Raw genomic sequence first — 19,955 nt, 5'->3', positions numbered from 1 at the left:
TTACTTCGTTGTGTCGACGGGCCACGGGCAGTAACAACCCACCGCCAGTGTGTGCGTGGCATTCACCGCGCGCCCTTCGTTCAACGCTTGCAGGATCGGCTCGATAAAGCTGTTGTTCGAATTGCAGGTCAGGCCTTCGCTGTACGGGCCGAAATACGCCAGTTTGCCGCTGCGATCCCAGATCGCCACGGCCGGGCTGGCGGGGATCTGTTCGGAGCCTGGGAGGACGGCGATGCTTTTCAGGCTGCTTAAGGTGCTCGGTAACTGACCGTGGCTGCCAGGCTTTTGTACCGCATAAAACTCCACGCCTTGCGGTACATAGTGCTCAACCAGTTCGCTCAGGTGTTGTTGGTTACCGACGTTGCACGGGCAGGCCGGGTCCCAGAAGTGCACGAGGCGGATGGCGCCGGGGCCGGCGAGAGGGTCGGGCAGGCGCAGCGGGTCGCCGGAGAACACCGCGGTGTGCTCGCTGAACGCTCGCAGGTAGCGGCCCTGAAACCAGTCGTAGGCAGTCCACAGCACGCCGGCACACACGAGGGCGAGCAGGCTGGCAAGCAGTGTGGCGCGGAAGGGCGAGCGCATGGATTTCAGTCCTCGAAGGTGCGCTAGCTTGCCATGCTTGTCCCAACAGATGAATATCGCAGGCCCATAAAGTCCGTTTGCGTTCTGGAATTGCTCATGTCTGCCACTTTCGACTCCGATCATCTGCGTGCCAGCCTGCGGCCGCTGGCCGACTGGCAGCCGCTGTCGGTGGAAGCGCTGGCTTACCAGCGCTTCTACGGGCTGGATTTTGCGGGGCGTAACGTGCGCAGTGGCCTTGGACGTTTCGCGGTCGATGGTTATGAAGTGGTCAGCCAGGTCTGGTGGCCCGAGCGGGCGAAGGCGACGCTGTTTTTGTTCCACGGTTTTTACGATCACGCCGGGCTTTACCGGCATGTGATCGAATGGGCGCTGGATCAGGATTTTGCGGTGATTGCCTGCGACCTGCCGGGACACGGGCTGTCCAGTGGCGAACGGGCCAGCATCAAGGATTTCACCGAGTATCAGGACACGCTGCAAGGGTTGTTCACCGAAGCACAATCCCTCGATCTGCCGCAGCCGTGGCACCTGTGCGGGCAAAGCACCGGCGGCGCGATCGTGATCGATCATGTACTCAATCAGGGCGCCAGCAGTCCGGCCCAGGGCCAGGTCATCCTGCTGTCGCCGCTGGTGAGACCGCGGGCCTGGGGCTGGTCGCAACTCAGCTATTACCTGCTCAAGCCTTTCGTCAAAGCCATCGCCCGGCGCTTCAGCGAAAACTCCAACGACCCGGATTTTTTGCCCTTCCTGCAAGCCGATCCATTGCAGCCGCTACGTTTGCCGACCGCTTGGGTCGGTGCATTGGCGCGTTGGATCAAACGCATCGAAGCCGCACCGGACAGCACGCGGCGGCCGCTGATTGTTCAGGGGCAGGCGGACATGACCGTGGATTGGGAACATAACCTTGAGGTGTTGCGGGGCAAGTTCGATCGACCGCAGGTGCTGATGTTGCCTGAGGCGCGGCATCACCTGGCGAATGAGACGCTGGCGTTGCGGCGGGAGTATTTCGGGTTTTTGAGCAAGCGGATGAAGGGTCGGAATCTTTAGCGGTAGTTCGGGCCTCTTCGCGAGCAGGCTCGCTCCCACATTGGAATGCATACTCCTGTGGGAGCGAGCCTGCTCGCGAAAGCGATCCTACAGGCGCCGAATATTACTGGCGAAGACTTGAAGTATCCTGCCCCACCGCCAGCCCCGCGCGAATCGCCGCCAATGCTGCCTGGTAATAAGCCTTGCCCTCGGTGGACTCGGCGAAGGTCGCGAACTCTTCCAGTTCTTCATCCGACAGGTCGCGATAGACATACAACAGCGTGTTGTTCAGGTCGTTGCCGATCTGGTCCATCAAGCGCTGACGCTGACCGTTCAACATGCCTTGAGCCTGACCACCGCCGAGCAGGCCGGGGATCATCGAACTGAGGCTATCAGCCGCGACGCCGGCAATCGCCAGGCTGACTTCCGCGCCAGCCTCGCGAACGGGTAAGGCCTGGGCCAGATGGCCGATGATCAGCATGCGGCTGTCGCTGGCCTGGATCTTGGGCAAACCCTTGGCGTTTTTTGCCAACTGATCGCGACGGGTAGCGAGCAATTCGGCGGCCACGATTTTCTTGCCCAAGGGTGATTGAAAGAATGTCAGCGCAGGTTTCGGATCGGCGAGGGTCTTGCGCAATTGCGCTTCGGCGCGCTGGTCCACGGCCTGGGGGTCAAAGCGCTGATTACTGTTGTTCACCAGCGCCTGGAACACTGCCGGCGGCAGGCTGTTCTGGTACCGCTGCTGAGCGGCCGAGAGAGCGTCGTTGAAATGCGCGCGTTGTTCTGGCCAACCGGCGACCTTGTACAACTGGTCGTGGCCGTCTGCCCAAGCAGGCATAACGCAGAACATCAGCATTGAGAAAAGCAAACGGCGCATAGGGACTCCTGTCAGCAGGCGACTATTCTCCGTGTGGCATTCGTCCTTGTCGAGAATTCGTATCAAGCCGCTGCGCGGCTCTGTCGGATTTTCAGGCACAGGAATACTATGCGCGGCATGCCAATACCCTCTGATCACCCGCTGCTGTTACGTATCGTCGACGACCTGGCTGAACATGGCTGGTCGCAGCAGAATATTTTCCTTCCTCTGGGTCTGACCCGGGAACTGTCGGCTGAGTGCCGTAAACGTGCTGCCGAGGGCGAACTGGCCCCGGCCGCCGTGGGGCGCGGGTCGACATCCGAGATTCGCGAGGGGATTCGCGGCGACCATATCCAGTGGATCGAGCCCGGCCAGGCGTTGGCGTGCGATAGCTATCTGGAGTTGATGGACAGCCTGCGCGAGGCGATGAATCGCGGTTTGTTTCTGGGCCTGGAAGATTTCGAAAGCCATTTCGCGCTGTACCCGCCCGGCGCGTTCTACCTCAAGCATGTCGACCGCTTTCGCGACGACGACCGGCGCATGGTGTCGGCGGTGGTCTATCTCAATGACGCCTGGCTGCCCGAGCACGGCGGCCAGTTGCGTATGTACCTGGGTGAAGGCGTCGAGCACGATGTAGTGCCTACCGGCGGATGCCTGGTGGTGTTTCTGTCGGGTGAAGTGCCCCACGAAGTCCTGCCCGCGACCCGCGATCGCCTGTCGTTGACCGGCTGGTTCCGGCGTCGTGGCAACGAGCCGTTCTGATCATGCAAAAAATTCTGGTTAGCCGCTGTCTGCTGGGCCACCTCGTACGTTATGACGGCGGGGCGAGTGGGCCGTTCGATCCGCTTCAACAGTGGCTTGATGAAGGTCGGGTGGTGCCGTTGTGTCCGGAGGTTGCTGGTGGGTTGACGACGCCGAGAGCGGCGGCGGAAATTCCGGGTGGGCAGGGTGCTGAAGTGCTTGATGGCCACGGCTCAGTGATCACCACCGAGGGCGAGGACGTCAGCGCCGAGTTTCTCTCGGGGGCTTATCAGGCGTTGGAACTGGTGCAAAAGCACGGCATCCGCATTGCCGTGCTCAAGGCCAACAGCCCGTCTTGCGGGAATCTGTTGACCTATGACGGGACGTTCAGTGGTGTGAAGGTGAGTGGTGAAGGCGTGACTGCCGCATTGCTCAAGCGCCATGGCGTTCAAGTCTTCAGTGAGCTGGAGTTGGCTGAAGCTGCGCAATCCCTGAGTTCACTCGACTAGCGACCAACACAAACCACTGTGGGAGCGAGCCTGCTCGCGAAAGCGATGTGTCTGGCAGCCTAATGTCGACTGTCACACCGCTTTCGCGAGCAGGCTCGCTCCCACAGTAGTTATTCGTCAGCCCTGAAATCAGGGTTTCGGCGCCACACTCGTATCCACCCCCAACCACTTCTGTTCCAGTGCCTCCAATCGCCCATCCGCCTTGATCCGCTGCAGCGCGTTCTCCAGGCTGGCATGAAACGCCGGGTTACCCTTCTGAAACGGAATCGCCAGGCTAACCGGCGAGCTGTCTTTTGGCTTTTCTTCAGTCAGCGATTGCACCAGCAGGATTGAGCGTGGCTCTTCCTTCTGCGCGATCAATTGCGCGTTGGTGTGAATGTAAGGTTCGCTGAAGTCGAAACGATCCTCGAGGTCCGGGGTCACTGCTATGTGGTTGATGGCGACGTCGTACTTGCCGGTTTCAACGCCTTGCAACAGATCGCTGGAATCGGTAACGACGAAGTCGGCCCGTACGTCCAGTTCGTTGGCCAGCATTTGCCCCAGTTCGACTTCGAACCCGGTGAGTTTGCCGTCTTCCTTGAAATTGAAGGGCGGTGTATTAGCCTCAAGGGCAATACGCAATTCGCCTCGGTCGTTTACATCGTCAATCAGCTCGGCATGAGCCAAAGGGCTCAGAAGGGGTAGCAGGCAGATCAGGCCAGGCAAAAAACGCATGGTCACTCCTTTGAATTCATTATCGCGATGCTCTGATTCAGGCTCGCTTTGCTATGGTTGTCGAGTGCCTTCGACAACGATTGGCCGTGAAGTTGTCATGGCCACACGGATTTTACGAAAAAACTGGAGAAGAGAATGAAAACCTTTATGTCACGAGCAGCATTGGCTGGCCTGTTGATGGGTGCTTCGATGCTGGCAACGGCTGGTACACCGGCTCCCAAAGGTGCAGAAGTGTCCATCGTTTCTCCTGCGGACGGAGCCACGGTTCCGCAAACCGTCGTCGTCAAGTTCGCTGTCGAGAATATTGCGCTGGCGCCAGCGGGCGATGTCACCAAGAACACCGGCCATCACCACTTGCTGATCGATGTCGATCAACTGCCAGCCGCCGGTGCGCCGATCCCCAACGATGCCAATCACCTGCATTTCGGCAAGGCGCAGACCCAGGCTGAAGTAAAGCTGACGCCGGGCAAACACACCTTGCAGCTGGAACTGGGCGATAGCGGCCACATGCCGTTCGATCCGCCAATCGTTTCGAAGAAAATCACCGTGAATGTGAAGTAACTTTTCCACAGGCATGAAAAAGGGAGACCCGAGGGTCTAATGCCGATCAGTTAAGCCCTCTCGCTTGACCTTTGGCCGCAAGAAATCAAAATCCGATGCCTGTACTGGCATCGGATTTTTTTATGCGTCTCGCTCGGGCCCTGGAACTGACCCACAATATCGCCTCCACCCCTAACTCAATCGAGGGACTGGATTCTTTACTCGATCCATCTTTGGTCGAGCAGGCACTTGAACAGGCCGGCGTGGCGACCCTGCGCAAGCGGCGTTTGCCGCTGGAAATGATGCTTTGGTGCGTGATCTCCATGGCGTTCTTTCGACGCATGTCGGCCTGGGATGTGGTCAGCCGCATGAACATCATGCTGCCGGGACAACGTCCGCTGGTGGCGCCCAGCGCCGTAGTCCAGGCCCGTCAGCGATTAGGCAGCGAAGCTGTACGACAAGTCTTCCATCTGACTCAGAAAAGTTGGCATGAGGCCGTGGATCACCCAACTTGGGCAGGCTTGCGTTTGCTGGGGGTCGACGGTGTCGTATGGCGAACGCCCGATACACCCGAAAATCGGGCGCGCTACGATTCCGCCAGCAACCAGCATGGCGACACCGGTTTCCCCCAGGTGCGCATGGTCTGCCAAATGGAGTTGACCAGCCACATGCTGATCGGCAGCGCGTTGGATGGCTATCGCAGCAACGAAATGAAACTGGCGGAGCAACTGATCGAAACCACGCCCGATCACTCGCTGACGCTGTTCGATCGCGGTTTTTACTCCTTGGGTTTGCTGCATCAGTGGCAGCAAGCAGGCATCGAGCGACATTGGCTGATGCCTCTGCGCAAAGGTGCGCAGTACGAAGTGATTCAGCGCTTGGGGCGCCAGGACGCTGTGGTCTCGTTGAGCACTTCGCCGCAGGCCCGCACGCAATGGCCGGGGCTGCCGGAGCGCCTGACCGCGCGATTGCTGAGCAAAACCGTCAAGGGCAAGGTTTGTCAGATCCTGACGTCGATGGCCGATCCGCTACGCTTCCCGTCCGACGAAATCGTCGACCTGTACAGCCAGCGATGGGAGATCGAATTAGGGTTTCGCGAGATGAAACAGACGCTGCTCAACAGCAGCTATACATTGCGTAGCAAGACGCCCGAGATGATCGAGCAGGAACTGTGGGGTGTGTTGCTGGGCTACAACCTGCTGCGCTACCAGATGGTGGAAATGAGCCGCCACTGTCCAGGTATTTACCCGTGCGAAATGAGCTTTACCGCGTGTACTTGGGCAATTTTAGGGTTTATCAACAGCGTTTCGGCCGACCGTTCCGGGAACATCCCCAAATATCTGGCCGAGCTGCACGCCTCTGCCCCGCATTATGTTCTGCCGCATCGACGGGAAGAGCGCATTTATCCCCGCGCCATAAGGCTCAAATCACCGAAATATCCGATCAGAAAGAAAAATGCCAGTCAGCTTAACTGACTGGCATTAGACCCGAGGGTCTCCCTTTTTTGTCGCTCAAGTCACTATCAGAACAACACGCGGCAACGAATGGTGCCGTTGATGTGCTGCAGCTTCTCTTGCGCCATTTCCGAGTACTCGGCGTCGACGTCGATCACGACGTAGCCGACTTTCTCGTTGGTCTGCAGGAACTGACCGGAAATGTTGATACCGTTTTCGGCGAAGACCTTGTTGATCTCGCTCATCACACCCGGAATGTTCTCGTGGATGTGCAGCAGACGGTGCTTGCCAGGGTGAGCCGGCAGGGCCACTTCCGGGAAGTTCACCGACGATACCGACGTACCGTTGTCGCTGTACTTGACCAGTTTTTCTGCCACTTCCAGACCGATGTTGGCTTGCGCTTCAGCGGTGGAACCGCCGATGTGCGGGGTCAGGATCACGTTGTCCAGGCCACGCAGCGGGCTTTCGAACTCTTCGTCGTTGGAACGAGGCTCCACCGGGAATACGTCGATGGCCGCGCCGATCAGGTGCTTGTCCTTGATCGCGTCCGCCAGCGCTTGCAGTTCAACTACAGTGCCGCGAGCCGCGTTGATCAGAATGCCGCCCTTCTTGATCGCACGGATTTCTTTCTCGCCGATCATCCACTGGGTCGCAGCGGTTTCCGGAACGTGCAGGGTGACGATGTCGGACATGCCCAGCAGCTCGGTCAGGTTACCGACCTGAGTGGCGTTGCCCAATGGCAGCTTGGTCACGGTGTCGTAGAAGTACACCTGCATGCCCAGGCCTTCAGCCAGGACCGACAGTTGAGTACCGATCGAGCCGTAACCGACGATACCCAACTTCTTGCCACGGATTTCGAAGGAGTTGGCTGCGCTCTTGATCCAGCCGCCACGGTGGCAGGAAGCGTTCTTCTCAGGGATGCCGCGCAGCAACAGGATCGCTTCGGCCAGCACCAGCTCGGCAACGGAGCGAGTGTTGGAGTACGGAGCGTTGAACACTGCGATGCCGCGTTCGCGGGCAGCATTAAGGTCAACCTGGTTGGTGCCGATGCAGAAGCAGCCGACAGCGACCAGTTTCTTCGCCTGATCGAAGATCTCTTCGGTCAGTTGAGTGCGGGAGCGAATGCCGATGAAGTGCGCATCAGCGATCTTTTCCTTCAGCTGGGCTTCCGGCAGAGAACCTGTGAGGTACTCGATGCTGGTGTAGCCCGCCGACTTGAGGACGTCGACAGCCGATTGGTGGACGCCTTCGAGAAGAAGGAACTTGATCTTGCTCTTATCGAGAGAAGTCTTGCTCATCTGCGTAAACCTGTATCCCGGAGAAAAATGGCAGGAAATAGCCAGCAGACGCTGACCCGGACGGCAAGAAAGCCGTCGCCACAGAATAGCCGTTGGGCACTATCCTGCGGGGTCGGTATGCTAGCATATGCACCCCGCTAAACACTCATTCCTGCGACGTGAAGCGTTCTCAGGATGACCATGAATTGTTCGAGAGTTCTGTCGATGACCAATCCTGCCTTGATTGAAGAGCTGAAGACCCTGGTTGAGCCTGGCAAGGTGCTGACCGATGCCGACTCCCTGAATGCTTACGGTAAGGATTGGACCAAGCATTTCGCCCCGGCCCCGACTGCCATCGTGTTCCCCAAGACCACCGAGCAGGTCCAGGCCATTGTTCGTTGGGCCAATGAGCACAAAATTGCGCTGGTGCCGTCCGGCGGTCGTACCGGGCTGTCCGCCGCGGCCGTGGCTGCCAATGGCGAAGTCGTTGTGTCCTTCGACTACATGAACCAGATCCTCGACGTGAACATGACCGACCGCACCGCGGTCTGCCAGCCGGGCGTGGTCACCGAACACTTGCAGAACGTCGCCGAAGAAAAAGGCCTGTACTACCCGGTGGATTTCGCCTCGGCAGGCTCGAGCCAGATTGGCGGCAATATCGGCACCAATGCCGGCGGGATCAAAGTGATTCGTTACGGCATGACCCGTAACTGGGTCGCGGGCATGAAAGTGGTCACCGGCAAGGGCGATCTGCTGGAACTGAACAAAGACCTGATCAAGAACGCTACAGGTTACGACCTGCGTCAGCTGTTCATTGGCGCTGAAGGCACCCTCGGTTTTGTGGTCGAAGCCACCATGCGTCTGGACCGAGCCCCGAAAAACCTCACCGCGATGGTCCTCGGCACGGCCGATTTCGACTCGATCATGCCGGTGTTGCACGCGTTCCAGAGCAAGCTCGACCTGACCGCTTTCGAATTCTTCTCCGACAAAGCGTTGGCCAAGGTGATGGCCCGCGGTGACGTACCAGCGCCATTCGAAACAGATTGCCCGTTCTACGCGCTGCTGGAATTCGAAGCGACCACCGAAGAAGTGGCCAACCACGCCCTGGAAACCTTCGAGCACTGCGTCGAGCAGGGTTGGGTGCTGGACGGCGTGATGAGCCAGAGCGAAACCCAGCTGCAAAATCTGTGGAAGCTGCGCGAATACATCTCCGAGACCATCTCCCACTGGACGCCGTACAAGAACGACATTTCGGTCACTGTGTCGAAAGTCCCGGCGTTCCTGAAGGAAATCGACGCGATCGTCGGCGAACACTACCCGGATTTCGAAATCGTCTGGTTCGGCCACATCGGCGACGGCAACCTGCACTTGAACATCCTTAAGCCCGAAAACCTGAGCAAGGATGAGTTCTTCGCCAAGTGCGCGACCGTCAACAAGTGGGTGTTCGAAACCGTCGAGAAGTACAACGGTTCGATTTCCGCCGAACACGGCGTGGGCATGACCAAGCGTGATTACTTGACCTACAGCCGCTCGCCGGTTGAGATCGAGTACATGAAAGCCGTCAAAGCCGTGTTCGACCCGAACGGCATCATGAACCCGGGCAAAATTTTCGCTGTTTGATTCTTCGAACTCAAGAGCACGAAACAGGAGTCGGTAATGAGCTATCAGCACCAGTATGTCGACGGTACGCGTATTCACTTCCCGCTGGGGAAAGTGGTGTGCATTGGCCGTAACTACGCCGAACACGCCAAGGAACTGGACAACCCGGTGCCTACAGAACCGCTGCTGTTCATTAAACCGGGCAGTTGCGTAGTGCCGCTGGAAGGTGGTTTCAGCATTCCGGCCGAACGTGGTTCGGTGCATTACGAAGCGGAAATCGCGGTGTTGATCGGCAAGCCATTGTCGACCAAACCGAGCCGTGAAGAAGTGCTGGATGCTATCTCCGGCTTCGCCCCGGCCCTGGACCTGACCCTGCGCGACAAGCAGGCCGAGCTGAAAGCCAAGGGCCTGCCGTGGGAAATCGCCAAGTCCTTCGACGGTGCGGCGGTGATTGCGCCATTCGTGTCCGGCAGCACGTTCGCTGACCTGACCGACATTGGCATCCGCCTGACCATCAATGGCGAAGTGCGCCAGGATGGCAACAGCAGCGCAATGCTCAACCCGATCGTGCCGATGATCCAGCACATGGCCGGCTGCTTCTCGCTGCAGGCCGGTGACGTGATCCTGACGGGTACGCCGGTTGGCGTTGGCCCGCTGAATGTCGGTGACGAACTGGTGATTGAATTGCCAGGCGCCAGCAGCTTCACCAGCAGCGTCCGCTAGTCGCAACACCGCAAAAACCTGTGGGAGCGAGCCTGCTCGCGAAGGCGGTGTGTCAGTCAACTTTAATGTCGACTGACGCACCGCCTTCGCGAGCAGGCTCGCTCCCACATTGGTTTTTGTGCTCGGCCGCAAAAGGGCTTTCCCGCCATTTCCCGTTTTTTTCACATATTGTCCGGATAATTCCGGGACTTGCGGCGTCTGAGCCGGTCCCAATTGTGCTATTACCCTTAGCCTGAATTTCTGGAACGCATCCCTCGATGGTCACCCAACCACTGCCCAAGCTTAAAACTGCCCGCCGCTCGCGCTTTGTCATGCGTTGGTATTCCTGGCTTTTGCTAGTGGCCGCCGCCGTGTATGGCCTCGCGTTTGCGATGCACTGGGATGACCGTGGTGTGCTCTGGGTGCTGGAGCGTTTCGAAAGCCCCGCCGAACGTCAGGAGAGCATCTGGCTGCCGAATTACCGGGCAGTGATCGATGCCAAGGTGCTGCCGGGCATGGAGAAGGACGAAGCGTCGGACCTGGCCTACGATCCGCAGTCCAAAACCCTGTTTTCGGTCATGGGCAAAAATCCGTTCCTGGTCGAACTGACTCTGCAGGGTGACGTGCTGCGCAAGATGCCGCTGGTGGGCTGGAGCAATCCGGAAGGGGTGACCGCGATGGGTAACGGTCTGCTGGCCATCGTCGATGAGCGCGAACACATGCTCTCCATCGTCAAGGTCGATGCCGATACCCGCGAGCTGAACATCGCCAACTTCCCGAAATACGACCTCGGTCCTTCGAAAGACCAGAACAAGGCGTTCGAAGCCATCGTCTGGGATTCGCGCAATCAGCAAATGTTGCTGGGTGAAGAGCGTCCACCGGCGTTGTTCACCTGGAAAAGCAACGATGGCCAGACACTCACCGGTGACAAGCAAAAACTCTTCAGTGATGAACTGGACATCCGCAACCTCTCGGCGCTGGCCATCGACCCGCGCACTGGGCACACCCTGGTGCTGTCTGCCGATTCCCACTTGTTGCTGGAGCTGGACGAGAAGGGCGAGCAGGTCAGCTTCATGACCTTGCTGGGTGGCTTCAATGGTTTGAAGAAGACCATTCCTCGCGCCGAAGGCGTGACCATGGACGATGCGGGCACGCTGTACCTGGTGAGCGAACCAAACCTATTCTACCGTTTCGAAAAACAGAAATAAGCCCGCAGTGAGGGTGGCGCGCGGTCGCCTGTTGGCGTACACCTTCGGGGCCGCGGCCACTGGCCATTAAGCTTCAATTCAGACTGCCGTGGTATTTCATCCGCCCGTCCTGATTCCGAGCTTGCCCGAATGCGCCGACTTGCCCGCCCCAAACCCCTGATTCTGATCCTGTCGGTCATTGCGTTGATCGCGCTGGTTGCGGCCGGCCAGTACCTGCGCCTGTTCGAGCGCGCCTGGTTCAACCTGCACACCCTTTGGCAGCCAGTGAACGGTCAGTCCATCGCTCTGGATCAGTACCAGGTAGCGGTTGAGGCGCGAGTCATTGTTGGGCTGGACGACGATGTCTCGGCGCTGACCTTCGATCCAGTGCGCAAAAGCCTGTTCACCGTCACCAACAAAAACTCAGAGCTGATCGAACTGTCGCTGGACGGCCAGATTATTCGACGCATTGCGCTGGTCGGGTTTGGCGATCCTGAAGCCGTGGAATTCATTAGTGCCGACACTTACGTGATCACTGATGAACGTCAGCAGCGGCTGATCAAGATTCATCTGGAGAACGACACAACGTTCCTCGACGCAGCGGATGCCGAACAGATGACCCTTGGCGTGCACATGAGCGGCAACAAGGGCTTCGAAGGCCTGGCTTACGACTCGGTGGGCAAGCGGTTGTTTGTCGCCAAGGAACGCGACCCGATGCTGATCTACGAAGTGCACGGCTTTCCGCATTACAACCCGGAAAAGTCCTACGCGGTGCACGTAGTGAACAACCCCAAACGCGATGCCGGGATGTTCGTGACGGACCTGTCGAGCCTGCAATACGACGAGCGCAGCGGCCATCTGCTGGCGTTGTCGGATGAGTCGCGGTTGATTCTGGAACTCGATGTGGACGGACGACCGCTGAGCACCATGTCACTGAGCAAGGGGCGTCAGGGGTTGCAGAAGACAGTGCCGCAAGCGGAAGGGATCGCCATGGATGACGACGGTACGATGTATTTGGTGAGCGAGCCGAACCTGTTCTACGTCTTCAAAAAACCGCCACAACCCTAACAATCACCCCAAAACAACTGTGGGAGCGAGCCTGCTCGCGAATAGGCCGTGTCAGTCGATGGAAATGTCGGCTGACAGACCGCCTTCGCGAGCAGGCTCGCTCCCACAGGTTTTGCTATGTGTTTGGTTTACTTTGCGCGCAGGGTTTTCACGCCTTCGCTGGTGCCCAGCAGCAGCAAATCCGCTGGACGTGCCGCGAACAAACCGTTGGTGACCACGCCGACGATGGCGTTGATTTGCGTCTCCAGCTCCACCGGGTTGGTGATCTGCATGTTGAACACGTCGAGGATGATGTTGCCGTTGTCGGTCAGCACGCCTTCACGATAGACCGGGTCGCCGCCGAGCTTCACCAGCTCGCGGGCCACGTGGCTGCGGGCCATCGGGATCACTTCCACCGGCAGCGGGAACGCACCGAGCACCGGCACCAGTTTGCTGGCGTCGGCGATGCAGATGAAGGTCTTGGCCACAGCCGCCACAATCTTCTCGCGGGTCAGGGCTGCGCCGCCGCCCTTGATCAGGTTCAGGTGTTCGTCGCTTTCATCGGCGCCGTCGACGTAGAACTCCAGATCGCTGACGGTATTCAACTCATACACCGGAATGCCGTGGCCCTTGAGGCGGGCAGCGGTGGCTTCGGAACTGGCGACCGCGCCGTCGAACGCGCCTTTGTGCTTGGCCAGTGCGTCGATGAAGCAGTTGGCGGTGGAGCCGGTGCCGACCCCGACGATGCTCTTGTCGTCGAGTTTCGGGAGGATGAAGTCGACGGCGGCCTGAGCCACTGCCTGTTTGAGTTGATCCTGGGTCATGCGGGCTCCGAAGCGGGCAAGGGGAGAACGGAAAGGCCGGCATTATAGCCCCATGCCCGGCTAAAACCTCTTGATTCGTGTGGTCGCCCAGCCGAAAGCCGGGTTAGACTCCTTGGCCCTGCCCAACCCGCTCAGTGATGCTTTCCGATGCTCGAACAGTACGTCAAAAAGATCCTCACCTCGCGCGTTTATGACGTTGCCGTAGAAACCCCATTGCAGACTGCCCGCCAGCTCTCCGAGCGGCTGGGCAACAGTATTTTGCTCAAGCGCGAAGACTTGCAGCCGGTGTTCTCGTTCAAGATTCGCGGCGCCTACAACAAGCTCACGCAGCTTTCCGACGAAGAGCGCGCTCGCGGTGTCGTCACTGCTTCCGCGGGCAACCACGCGCAAGGCCTGGCCCTGGCGGCGAAAGTGTTGGGCGTGAAAGCGACCATCGTCATGCCCAAGACCACCCCGGAAATCAAAGTCGAAGGCGTGCGTTCCCGTGGCGGCAAAGTGGTGTTGCACGGGGATTCGTTCCCGGAAGCCCTGGCCTACTCGCTGAAACTGGTCGACGAAAAAGGCTACGTCTACATTCACCCTTACGACGATCCCCACACCATTGCCGGGCAGGGCACGGTGGCGATGGAGATTTTGCGCCAGCACCCTGGCCGTCTGGATGCGATTTTTGTCCCGGTGGGCGGCGGCGGGCTGATCGCCGGCATCGCGGCGTACGTGAAGTACTTGCGACCTGAGATCAAAATCATCGGCGTCGAGCCGGACGACTCCAACTGCCTGCAAGCCGCCATGGCGGCTGGCGAGCGCGTGATCCTGCCGACCGTGGGCCTCTTCGCCGACGGCGTTGCTGTGGCGCAGATTGGTCAGCACACCTTCGACATCTGCAAAGACTATGTCGATGAAGTGATCACCGTCAGCACCGATGAAATCTGCGCGGCGATCAAGGACATCTACGACGATACCCGCTCGATTACTGAACCTGCCGGCGCATTGGGCGTGGCCGGGATCAAGAAATACGTCGAGCAACGCGGCGTCACCGGTCACACCTTTGTGGCCATCGATTCCGGTGCCAACGTCAACTTCGACCGCCTGCGCCACGTCGCCGAGCGCGCTGAACTGGGCGAGGGCCGCGAAGCGATTATCGCCGTGACGATCCCCGAGAAGCCGGGCAGCTTCAAGGCGTTCTGTGAAGCCATCGGCAAGCGTCAGATCACCGAATTCAACTACCGCTACAACACCGGCAGCGAGGCGCACATCTTTGTTGGTGTGCAGACGCATCCGGAAAACGATCCGCGCAGTGCGCTGATTGCCAGCCTGACCGAGCAGGGTTTCCCGGTGCTCGACCTGACCGACAACGAACTAGCCAAGTTGCACATCCGCCACATGGTCGGCGGCCGTGCGGCTCATGTGGTGGATGAAGTGATTCTGCGCTTCGAATTCCCGGAGCGTCCGGGTGCGCTGTTCAACTTCCTCAACAAGCTCGGCGGGCGCTGGAACATCTCGATGTTCCACTACCGCAACCATGGCGCGGCGGATGGTCGTGTGGTCGCGGGCTTGCAAGTACCTCATGATGAACGCCACCTGGTGCCCGCAGCGCTGGAAGAAATCGGCTACCCATATTGGGACGAAAGCGACAACCCGGCCTATCAGCTGTTTCTCGGCTGAGCGGCTACGCTGATGGCCAGGCCATAAGGAAATCGAACAATGGAAACGTTAACCGCCCTGAAAGTCGCTCATATGGTGGCGACGGTGTTGCTGCTGGTCAGCGCGCTGGGTCTGGCCATCTGGGTCTGGCGTACACGCCGTAACGGTGACGCAACGGCTCACGCGCGCACGTTGCAGCGCCCGCGCGTGTTCATCTGGCTGGTGATGGGGCTGGCGTTGCTGAGCATGCCATTTACCGGTTGGTGGATGGTGCATCTGGTGGGCTGGCCGCTGGGGCAGATCTGGTTGTTGGCTTCCAGTGTGCTTTACACCGTCGCGGCGTTGGGCTGGTTCTGGTTGCTGGTGCGGCTTAACAAGTTGCGCAAGGCGCCGGCGGGGAGCAATGGGAAGTTTACGTTTGCCTTGGCGTTGTTCAGTTTTGTCTGCTTTATCGCCATTGCGGGGTTGATGGGCGCCAAGCCGGTTTAGCGCGGAATCTGTAGCAGCTGCCGAGGTACGAGGCTGCGTTGGGCTGCGAAGCGGCCCCATGGGCGGTCCTGCAGACCGCGACGCAGCCTCGTACCTCGGCAGCTGCTACAGGCAATTTCAGTCGCGCAGAGACATCACCGGCCAGCCACGCCTCTCGGCTTCAGCGCGCAGATTTGGATCAGGATCGACCGCAACCGGATTGGCCACTTGTTCAAGCAGCGCCAAATCATTCATCGAGTCGCTGTAGAAATAGCTGTCCTCCAACGAATACCCGGTCTCTTCCAGCCAACGATTCAACCGCGTCACCTTGCCTTCGCGGAAACACGGGACGTCGGTGCTGCGCCCGGTGTAGCGGCCATCAACCATTTCACATTCCGTGGCGATCAGGGTTTCGACGCCCAGACGCTGGGCAATCGGCCCGGTAACAAAACGGTTGGTCGCGGTGATGATCACCAGTTTGTCACCCGCCTCGCGGTGCTTGGCCAGCAGTTCGAGACCCTTGGGCAACACAATCGGCTCAATGCAATCGCGCATGTAATCCAGATGCCATTGACCCAGCGTGGCCATCTCGGTGCGGCCGAGCACTTCCAGGCAGAAGTTCAGGTAGGCATCGTTATCCAGCTTGCCAGCCAGGTAATCCTGATAGAACTCGTCGTTGCGTGCCTTGTAGGCGACGGCGTCGAGGAAGCCGCGTTCGCACAGGTAATCGCCCCAGGCGTGGTCACTGTCACCGCCCAAGAGCGTGTTGTCCAAGTCGAATAAAGCCAGCCGCATTGCAGTTACTCGCTGAAAAGTCTGTAGAAAGGTGTCCAGAATACGGACTTTTCACAAGAGTGCACATAAGGTAGACCGGCTCGTTGCTGCTATCACAACCTTTGTGGAACAATGCGGCGACATGCGTTTGCGAGGTTGTTGCCGTGATCGACCCCGATGGTTTCCGCCCCAATGTCGGGATCATTCTCACGAATGATGCCGGACAGGTGCTATGGGCTCGCCGTATCAATCAAGATGCCTGGCAGTTTCCACAGGGCGGGATCAACCCCCAGGAGACGCCGGAAGACGCCTTGTACCGCGAGTTGAACGAAGAAGTGGGTCTTGAGCGCGAAGATGTTGAAATTCTCGCCTGCACCCGGGGCTGGTTGCGCTATCGTTTGCCGCAACGTCTGGTCAGGACGCACAGCCAACCGCTGTGCATCGGCCAGAAACAGAAATGGTTTCTCCTGCGCCTGGTCTCCAACGAGCAGCGGGTGCGGATGGATTTGACCGGTAAACCGGAATTCGATGGCTGGCGCTGGGTCAGCTATTGGTATCCGTTGGGCCAGGTGGTGACATTCAAGCGCGAAGTGTATCGACGCGCTCTCAAAGAGCTTGCCCCGCGCCTTTTATCGCGCGACTGACGACGGAGTTCGACCCCGAGCCATGCTCAATACGCTGCGCAAGATCGTCCAGGAAGTTAACTCCGCCAAGGATCTCAAGGCGGCGTTGGGGATTATTGTGTTGCGCGTCAAAGAGGCCATGGGCAGCCAGGTCTGCTCGGTCTACCTGCTTGACCCTGAGACCAACCGCTTCGTGCTGATGGCCACCGAGGGCTTGAACAAGCGCTCGATCGGCAAAGTCAGCATGGCACCCAACGAAGGTCTGGTCGGCCTGGTCGGCACGCGTGAAGAACCCCTGAACCTCGAAAACGCCGCGGATCACCCGCGCTACCGCTACTTCGCCGAGACCGGTGAAGAGCGCTACGCCTCATTCCTCGGGGCGCCGATCATTCACCACCGCCGCGTCGTCGGCGTGTTGGTCATTCAGCAAAAAGAACGTCGCCAGTTCGATGAAGGTGAAGAAGCCTTCCTCGTGACCATGAGCGCGCAGCTTGCCGGCGTTATCGCCCACGCCGAAGCCACCGGTTCGATCCGGGGCCTGGGCCGTCAGGGCAAGGGCATTCAGGAAGCCAAGTTCATCGGCGTACCGGGTTCGCCGGGTGCGGCGGTCGGTACCGCGGTGGTCATGCTGCCGCCGGCCGATCTGGACGTGGTGCCCGACAAGACCATCACCGATATCGCCGCCGAACTTGGGCTGTTCAAGACTGCCATCGAAGGCGTGCGCGCCGACATGCGCGCCTTGTCCGCCAAGCTCGCGAACCAGTTACGCCCGGAAGAGCGGGCGCTGTTCGACGTCTACCTGATGATGCTCGACGATGCCTCGCTCGGCAGCGAAATCACCACCGTGATCAAGACTGGGCAGTGGGCCCAGGGCGCGTTGCGTCAGGTGGTCACCGAACACGTCAACCGTTTCGAATTGATGGACGACGCCTACCTGCGTGAGCGCGCCTCCGACGTCAAAGACCTCGGCCGGCGCTTGCTGGCTTACTTGCAGGAAGAGCGTCAACAGACCCTGGTCTACCCCGACAACACCATCCTGATCAGCGAAGAACTGACGCCGGCAATGCTCGGCGAGGTGCCGGAAGGCAAGCTGGTCGGTCTGGTGTCGGTACTCGGTTCCGGCAACTCCCACGTGGCGATCCTGGCGCGAGCCATGGGTATCCCGACAGTGATGGGCCTGGTCGACCTGCCGTATTCGAAAGTCGACGGCATCCAGATGATCGTCGACGGCTACCACGGCGAGGTCTACACCAACCCCAGCGAAGTGTTGCGCAAGCAGTTCGCCGAAGTGGTCGAGGAAGAGAAGCAACTGGCCCTCGGGCTGGACGCTTTGCGTGACTTGCCATGCGTGACCCTCGATGGCCACCGCATGCCGCTGTGGGTCAACACCGGCCTGCTAGCGGACGTGGCGCGGGCTCAGAAGCGGGGTGCTGAAGGCGTCGGTCTGTACCGCACCGAAGTGCCGTTCATGATCAACCAGCGCTTCCCGAGTGAAAAAGAGCAGTTGGCGATCTATCGCGAGCAACTCGCCGCGTTCCACCCGCAACCGGTGACGATGCGCAGCCTGGACATCGGTGGCGACAAGTCGCTGTCATACTTCCCGATCAAGGAAGACAACCCGTTCCTCGGCTGGCGCGGTATTCGCGTCACGCTCGACCACCCGGAAATTTTCCTGGTGCAGACCCGCGCCATGCTCAAGGCCAGCGAAGGCTTGAACAATCTGCGGATTCTGCTGCCGATGATCTCCGGCACCCACGAGCTGGAAGAAGCCCTGCACCTGATTCACCGGGCCTGGGGCGAAGTCCGCGACGAAGGCTGCGACGTGCCTATGCCGCCGATCGGCGTGATGATCGAAATTCCGGCGGCGGTTTATCAGACCAAGGAACTGGCGCGGCAAGTGGACTTCCTGTCGGTCGGCTCCAACGACCTGACCCAGTACCTGCTGGCCGTGGACCGAAACAACCCGCGGGTAGCCGACCTCTACGACTACCTGCACCCAGCGGTGCTGCAAGCGCTTCAGAGCGTGGTGCGTGACGCTCATGCCGAAGGCAAGCCAGTGAGTATCTGCGGTGAGATGGCCGGTGACCCGGCGGCGGCGGTGCTGTTGATGGCGATGGGTTTCGACAGCCTGTCGATGAACGCCACCAACTTGCCAAAAGTGAAGTGGATGTTGCGTCAGATCAACCTGAGCAAGGCCAAGGAATTGCTCGCCGAACTGATGACCATCGACAATCCGCAAGTTATCCACAGCTCGTTGCAACTGGCGCTGAAGAACCTTGGGTTGGCGCGGATGATTAATCCGGCTTCGGCGAAGACCCTCTAAACTTGCTGCGGATTCTGAAGCCACCCCTCACCCCAACCCTCCCGAAACGTCGGGCCGCCCCATAGGGGAGAGGGGGAAAGGGAGCAGATCTCCGAGCTTTTCAAATCCTGAGTTCGACTCAGGAATTTCAGGTCGATGTATCTCCAAGAACAACACGGTCAGTCCCCTCGCCCCTTTGGGGCGGTCCGACGTTTCGGGAGGGTTAGGGTGAGGGGTGGTTCTAACTGACACCTCACAATCTAAACCCGCACCTCAACCTCCCCCAAATGCCCCCCATACGGCCCGAAACTCCGTTCGACCATATGCCGCGTCCCATCCGCCTGAACAATCAACGCCGTACTCGCCCGGGTCCCATAAGTCGGACTGGCAATAAACACACTCGACAGCAACGTCTCGGTGGCCAACCCGACCCCAGTATCCGGCAGTTCGGCAAACGTCGCCGTCTGCGGATCATTCAGCAACGCCAGTAGCGCCTGGGGCTGCGGATTTTCCAGCACTTCCTCCAGCGCTGCCCGGGCCTTGAGCAGTTTCGGCCACGGCGTATCCAGCCCCGCGTTCGACAACCCATAAACCCCCGGTGGCAGCATCACCGCCTCAGTCTCCCGGGCATTGAAGTGCCACAGCTCGTTAGCGTTACCGATCAGCAGATTAAATCCGGAATATTCCAGCGAACGTGCAACAACGTCGCTCAAATAGTCATCTATCGGCATATCCCCGCTAAGAAATCGCGCCACCAGCTCCCCTCGCGACTTGCGTGCGGGCGGCTGATGCGGATCGCGGATATTGGTCAGTGCGGCGAAGCGTCCATTGGCGCCAACACCGAGCCAGGTGCCCCCTGCCTCCAGATCGCGACCGGCATGCACGTGCGGTGCTTCGGGCCATTGCGCCAGGGGCAGGCTGGGCCGGGCATAGAATTCGTCGCGGTTGGCCGCCACGATCAGCGGCTGGGTGTGACCCGGTCGCCAAGCGAAAACAATCAGGCACATAAGGTAGTCCTTGTGTGTTTTCTGCCCACTCTACTCAGTCATCGTGTGGGTATCCATCGCCATCCAGTGGAGCTTGAGGCCATGC

The 19,955-nt window shown here is 59.4% G+C and carries 20 protein-coding genes; 13 read left to right on the top strand and 7 right to left on the bottom strand.

Features of this window, described 5'->3' with window-relative positions:
* Positions 1-582 (bottom strand): DUF6436 domain-containing protein, encoded by a 582-nt coding sequence (locus QFW87_RS28085; protein WP_283189359.1) that lies wholly within the window; start codon positions 580-582, stop codon positions 1-3.
* 96 nt (positions 583-678) lie between these two features.
* On the opposite strand from QFW87_RS28085, the gene QFW87_RS28080 reads away from it, so the two are divergent.
* Positions 679-1,626 (top strand): alpha/beta hydrolase, encoded by a 948-nt coding sequence (locus QFW87_RS28080; protein WP_283182089.1) that lies wholly within the window; start codon positions 679-681, stop codon positions 1,624-1,626.
* 103 nt (positions 1,627-1,729) lie between these two features.
* On the opposite strand, the gene QFW87_RS28075 is transcribed toward QFW87_RS28080, so the two are convergent.
* The gene (locus tag QFW87_RS28075; RefSeq protein WP_283182088.1) at positions 1,730-2,482 is read right to left on the bottom strand and encodes a DUF2059 domain-containing protein; all 753 of its coding nucleotides are present in this window, start codon (positions 2,480-2,482) and stop codon (positions 1,730-1,732) included.
* Between the two features lie 108 nt (positions 2,483-2,590).
* Between QFW87_RS28075 and QFW87_RS28070 the strand changes: the two genes are divergently transcribed.
* Complete coding sequence (locus tag QFW87_RS28070) at positions 2,591-3,223, top strand: 2OG-Fe(II) oxygenase (protein WP_283182087.1); 633 nt, start codon at positions 2,591-2,593, stop codon at positions 3,221-3,223.
* 2 nt (positions 3,224-3,225) lie between these two features.
* Positions 3,226-3,711 carry a DUF523 domain-containing protein gene (locus QFW87_RS28065; protein ID WP_283189358.1) on the top strand — a complete coding sequence of 162 codons (486 nt, stop codon included), beginning with the start codon at positions 3,226-3,228 and terminating at the stop codon, positions 3,709-3,711.
* Between the two features lie 129 nt (positions 3,712-3,840).
* Here QFW87_RS28065 and QFW87_RS28060 read toward each other — a convergent pair whose 3' ends face one another.
* Positions 3,841-4,425, bottom strand: a complete 585-nt coding sequence (locus QFW87_RS28060; RefSeq protein WP_283189357.1) for a transporter substrate-binding domain-containing protein — start codon at positions 4,423-4,425, stop codon at positions 3,841-3,843.
* A 135-nt stretch (positions 4,426-4,560) separates the two neighbouring features.
* Here QFW87_RS28060 and QFW87_RS28055 point away from each other — a divergent pair, with 135 nt between their 5' ends.
* Together QFW87_RS28055 and QFW87_RS28050 are read left to right on the top strand one after the other, a co-directional pair.
* Positions 4,561-4,986, top strand: coding sequence for a DUF4399 domain-containing protein (locus QFW87_RS28055; RefSeq protein ID WP_283182083.1), 426 nt, complete (start codon positions 4,561-4,563; stop codon positions 4,984-4,986).
* Positions 4,987-5,108: 122 nt separating this feature from the next.
* A complete protein-coding gene (locus tag QFW87_RS28050) occupies positions 5,109-6,440 on the top strand; it encodes an IS4 family transposase (protein WP_283188801.1) in 1,332 nt (443 codons plus the stop codon).
* A gap of 47 nt (positions 6,441-6,487) precedes the next feature.
* On the opposite strand, the gene serA is transcribed toward QFW87_RS28050, so the two are convergent.
* Positions 6,488-7,717 (bottom strand): phosphoglycerate dehydrogenase, encoded by a 1,230-nt coding sequence (serA, locus tag QFW87_RS28045; RefSeq protein ID WP_140675198.1) that lies wholly within the window; start codon positions 7,715-7,717, stop codon positions 6,488-6,490.
* 204 nt (positions 7,718-7,921) lie between these two features.
* Between serA and QFW87_RS28040 the strand changes: the two genes are divergently transcribed.
* From QFW87_RS28040 to QFW87_RS28025, 4 genes are all read left to right on the top strand, one after another.
* A complete protein-coding gene (locus tag QFW87_RS28040; RefSeq protein ID WP_134420760.1) occupies positions 7,922-9,316 on the top strand; it encodes an FAD-binding oxidoreductase in 1,395 nt (464 codons plus the stop codon).
* A 36-nt stretch (positions 9,317-9,352) separates the two neighbouring features.
* Entirely contained in the window at positions 9,353-10,018 is a 666-nt protein-coding gene (locus tag QFW87_RS28035) for a fumarylacetoacetate hydrolase family protein (protein ID WP_283182082.1), read from the top strand.
* A gap of 257 nt (positions 10,019-10,275) precedes the next feature.
* Positions 10,276-11,205, top strand: coding sequence for an SdiA-regulated domain-containing protein (locus QFW87_RS28030; RefSeq protein WP_283182081.1), 930 nt, complete (start codon positions 10,276-10,278; stop codon positions 11,203-11,205).
* Positions 11,206-11,334: 129 nt separating this feature from the next.
* Positions 11,335-12,252, top strand: coding sequence for an SdiA-regulated domain-containing protein (locus tag QFW87_RS28025; RefSeq protein WP_283182080.1), 918 nt, complete (start codon positions 11,335-11,337; stop codon positions 12,250-12,252).
* Positions 12,253-12,380: 128 nt separating this feature from the next.
* Here the strand turns inward: QFW87_RS28025 and rpiA are convergent, their stop codons facing one another.
* Positions 12,381-13,055: a ribose-5-phosphate isomerase RpiA gene (gene rpiA / locus QFW87_RS28020; RefSeq protein WP_134420752.1), complete on the bottom strand. Its 675-nt coding sequence runs from the start codon at positions 13,053-13,055 to the stop codon at positions 12,381-12,383.
* A gap of 147 nt (positions 13,056-13,202) precedes the next feature.
* Between rpiA and ilvA the strand changes: the two genes are divergently transcribed.
* Together ilvA and QFW87_RS28010 are read left to right on the top strand one after the other, a co-directional pair.
* Positions 13,203-14,717 (top strand): threonine ammonia-lyase, biosynthetic, encoded by a 1,515-nt coding sequence (ilvA, locus tag QFW87_RS28015; RefSeq protein ID WP_283182079.1) that lies wholly within the window; start codon positions 13,203-13,205, stop codon positions 14,715-14,717.
* A 39-nt stretch (positions 14,718-14,756) separates the two neighbouring features.
* Complete coding sequence (locus tag QFW87_RS28010; RefSeq protein WP_283182078.1) at positions 14,757-15,185, top strand: DUF2269 domain-containing protein; 429 nt, start codon at positions 14,757-14,759, stop codon at positions 15,183-15,185.
* A 117-nt stretch (positions 15,186-15,302) separates the two neighbouring features.
* On the opposite strand, the gene QFW87_RS28005 is transcribed toward QFW87_RS28010, so the two are convergent.
* On the bottom strand, positions 15,303-15,959 hold the full coding sequence (locus QFW87_RS28005) for an HAD family hydrolase (protein WP_283182077.1): 657 nt from the start codon (positions 15,957-15,959) through the stop codon (positions 15,303-15,305).
* A gap of 143 nt (positions 15,960-16,102) precedes the next feature.
* On the opposite strand from QFW87_RS28005, the gene QFW87_RS28000 reads away from it, so the two are divergent.
* Together QFW87_RS28000 and ptsP are read left to right on the top strand one after the other, a co-directional pair.
* Complete coding sequence (locus QFW87_RS28000) at positions 16,103-16,582, top strand: RNA pyrophosphohydrolase (protein ID WP_008150514.1); 480 nt, start codon at positions 16,103-16,105, stop codon at positions 16,580-16,582.
* Between the two features lie 22 nt (positions 16,583-16,604).
* Complete coding sequence (ptsP, locus tag QFW87_RS27995) at positions 16,605-18,884, top strand: phosphoenolpyruvate--protein phosphotransferase (protein WP_033060547.1); 2,280 nt, start codon at positions 16,605-16,607, stop codon at positions 18,882-18,884.
* Between the two features lie 239 nt (positions 18,885-19,123).
* Here ptsP and QFW87_RS27990 read toward each other — a convergent pair whose 3' ends face one another.
* Entirely contained in the window at positions 19,124-19,870 is a 747-nt protein-coding gene (locus tag QFW87_RS27990; RefSeq protein WP_283189356.1) for an NRDE family protein, read from the bottom strand.
* Between the last annotated feature and the right edge of the window lie 85 nt (positions 19,871-19,955).

Source organism: Pseudomonas sp. PMCC200344 (assembly GCF_030053095.1).
Taxonomy (GTDB): Bacteria; Pseudomonadota; Gammaproteobacteria; order Pseudomonadales; family Pseudomonadaceae; genus Aquipseudomonas; species Aquipseudomonas svalbardensis.
This window is presented reverse-complemented; position numbering and strand designations above follow the sequence as displayed.

Excerpts from the sequence above, each read along its gene's own strand:
- QFW87_RS28055 (WP_283182083.1), top strand. The coding sequence starts at position 4,561 with ATGAAAACCTTTATGTCACGAGCAGCATTGGCTGGCCTGTTGATGGGT.
- QFW87_RS28005 (WP_283182077.1), bottom strand. The coding sequence starts at position 15,959 with ATGCGGCTGGCTTTATTCGACTTGGACAACACGCTCTTGGGCGGTGAC.
- QFW87_RS28080 (WP_283182089.1), top strand. The coding sequence starts at position 679 with ATGTCTGCCACTTTCGACTCCGATCATCTGCGTGCCAGCCTGCGGCCG.
- QFW87_RS28075 (WP_283182088.1), bottom strand. The coding sequence starts at position 2,482 with ATGCGCCGTTTGCTTTTCTCAATGCTGATGTTCTGCGTTATGCCTGCT.
- ilvA (WP_283182079.1), top strand. The coding sequence starts at position 13,203 with ATGCTCGAACAGTACGTCAAAAAGATCCTCACCTCGCGCGTTTATGAC.
- QFW87_RS28010 (WP_283182078.1), top strand. The coding sequence starts at position 14,757 with ATGGAAACGTTAACCGCCCTGAAAGTCGCTCATATGGTGGCGACGGTG.
- QFW87_RS28060 (WP_283189357.1), bottom strand. The coding sequence starts at position 4,425 with ATGCGTTTTTTGCCTGGCCTGATCTGCCTGCTACCCCTTCTGAGCCCT.
- QFW87_RS28035 (WP_283182082.1), top strand. The coding sequence starts at position 9,353 with ATGAGCTATCAGCACCAGTATGTCGACGGTACGCGTATTCACTTCCCG.
- QFW87_RS28025 (WP_283182080.1), top strand. The coding sequence starts at position 11,335 with ATGCGCCGACTTGCCCGCCCCAAACCCCTGATTCTGATCCTGTCGGTC.
- QFW87_RS28050 (WP_283188801.1), top strand. The coding sequence starts at position 5,109 with ATGCGTCTCGCTCGGGCCCTGGAACTGACCCACAATATCGCCTCCACC.
- rpiA (WP_134420752.1), bottom strand. The coding sequence starts at position 13,055 with ATGACCCAGGATCAACTCAAACAGGCAGTGGCTCAGGCCGCCGTCGAC.
- QFW87_RS28065 (WP_283189358.1), top strand. The coding sequence starts at position 3,226 with ATGCAAAAAATTCTGGTTAGCCGCTGTCTGCTGGGCCACCTCGTACGT.
- serA (WP_140675198.1), bottom strand. The coding sequence starts at position 7,717 with ATGAGCAAGACTTCTCTCGATAAGAGCAAGATCAAGTTCCTTCTTCTC.
- ptsP (WP_033060547.1), top strand. The coding sequence starts at position 16,605 with ATGCTCAATACGCTGCGCAAGATCGTCCAGGAAGTTAACTCCGCCAAG.
- QFW87_RS28070 (WP_283182087.1), top strand. The coding sequence starts at position 2,591 with ATGCGCGGCATGCCAATACCCTCTGATCACCCGCTGCTGTTACGTATC.
- QFW87_RS27990 (WP_283189356.1), bottom strand. The coding sequence starts at position 19,870 with ATGTGCCTGATTGTTTTCGCTTGGCGACCGGGTCACACCCAGCCGCTG.
- QFW87_RS28030 (WP_283182081.1), top strand. The coding sequence starts at position 10,276 with ATGGTCACCCAACCACTGCCCAAGCTTAAAACTGCCCGCCGCTCGCGC.
- QFW87_RS28040 (WP_134420760.1), top strand. The coding sequence starts at position 7,922 with ATGACCAATCCTGCCTTGATTGAAGAGCTGAAGACCCTGGTTGAGCCT.
- QFW87_RS28085 (WP_283189359.1), bottom strand. The coding sequence starts at position 582 with ATGCGCTCGCCCTTCCGCGCCACACTGCTTGCCAGCCTGCTCGCCCTC.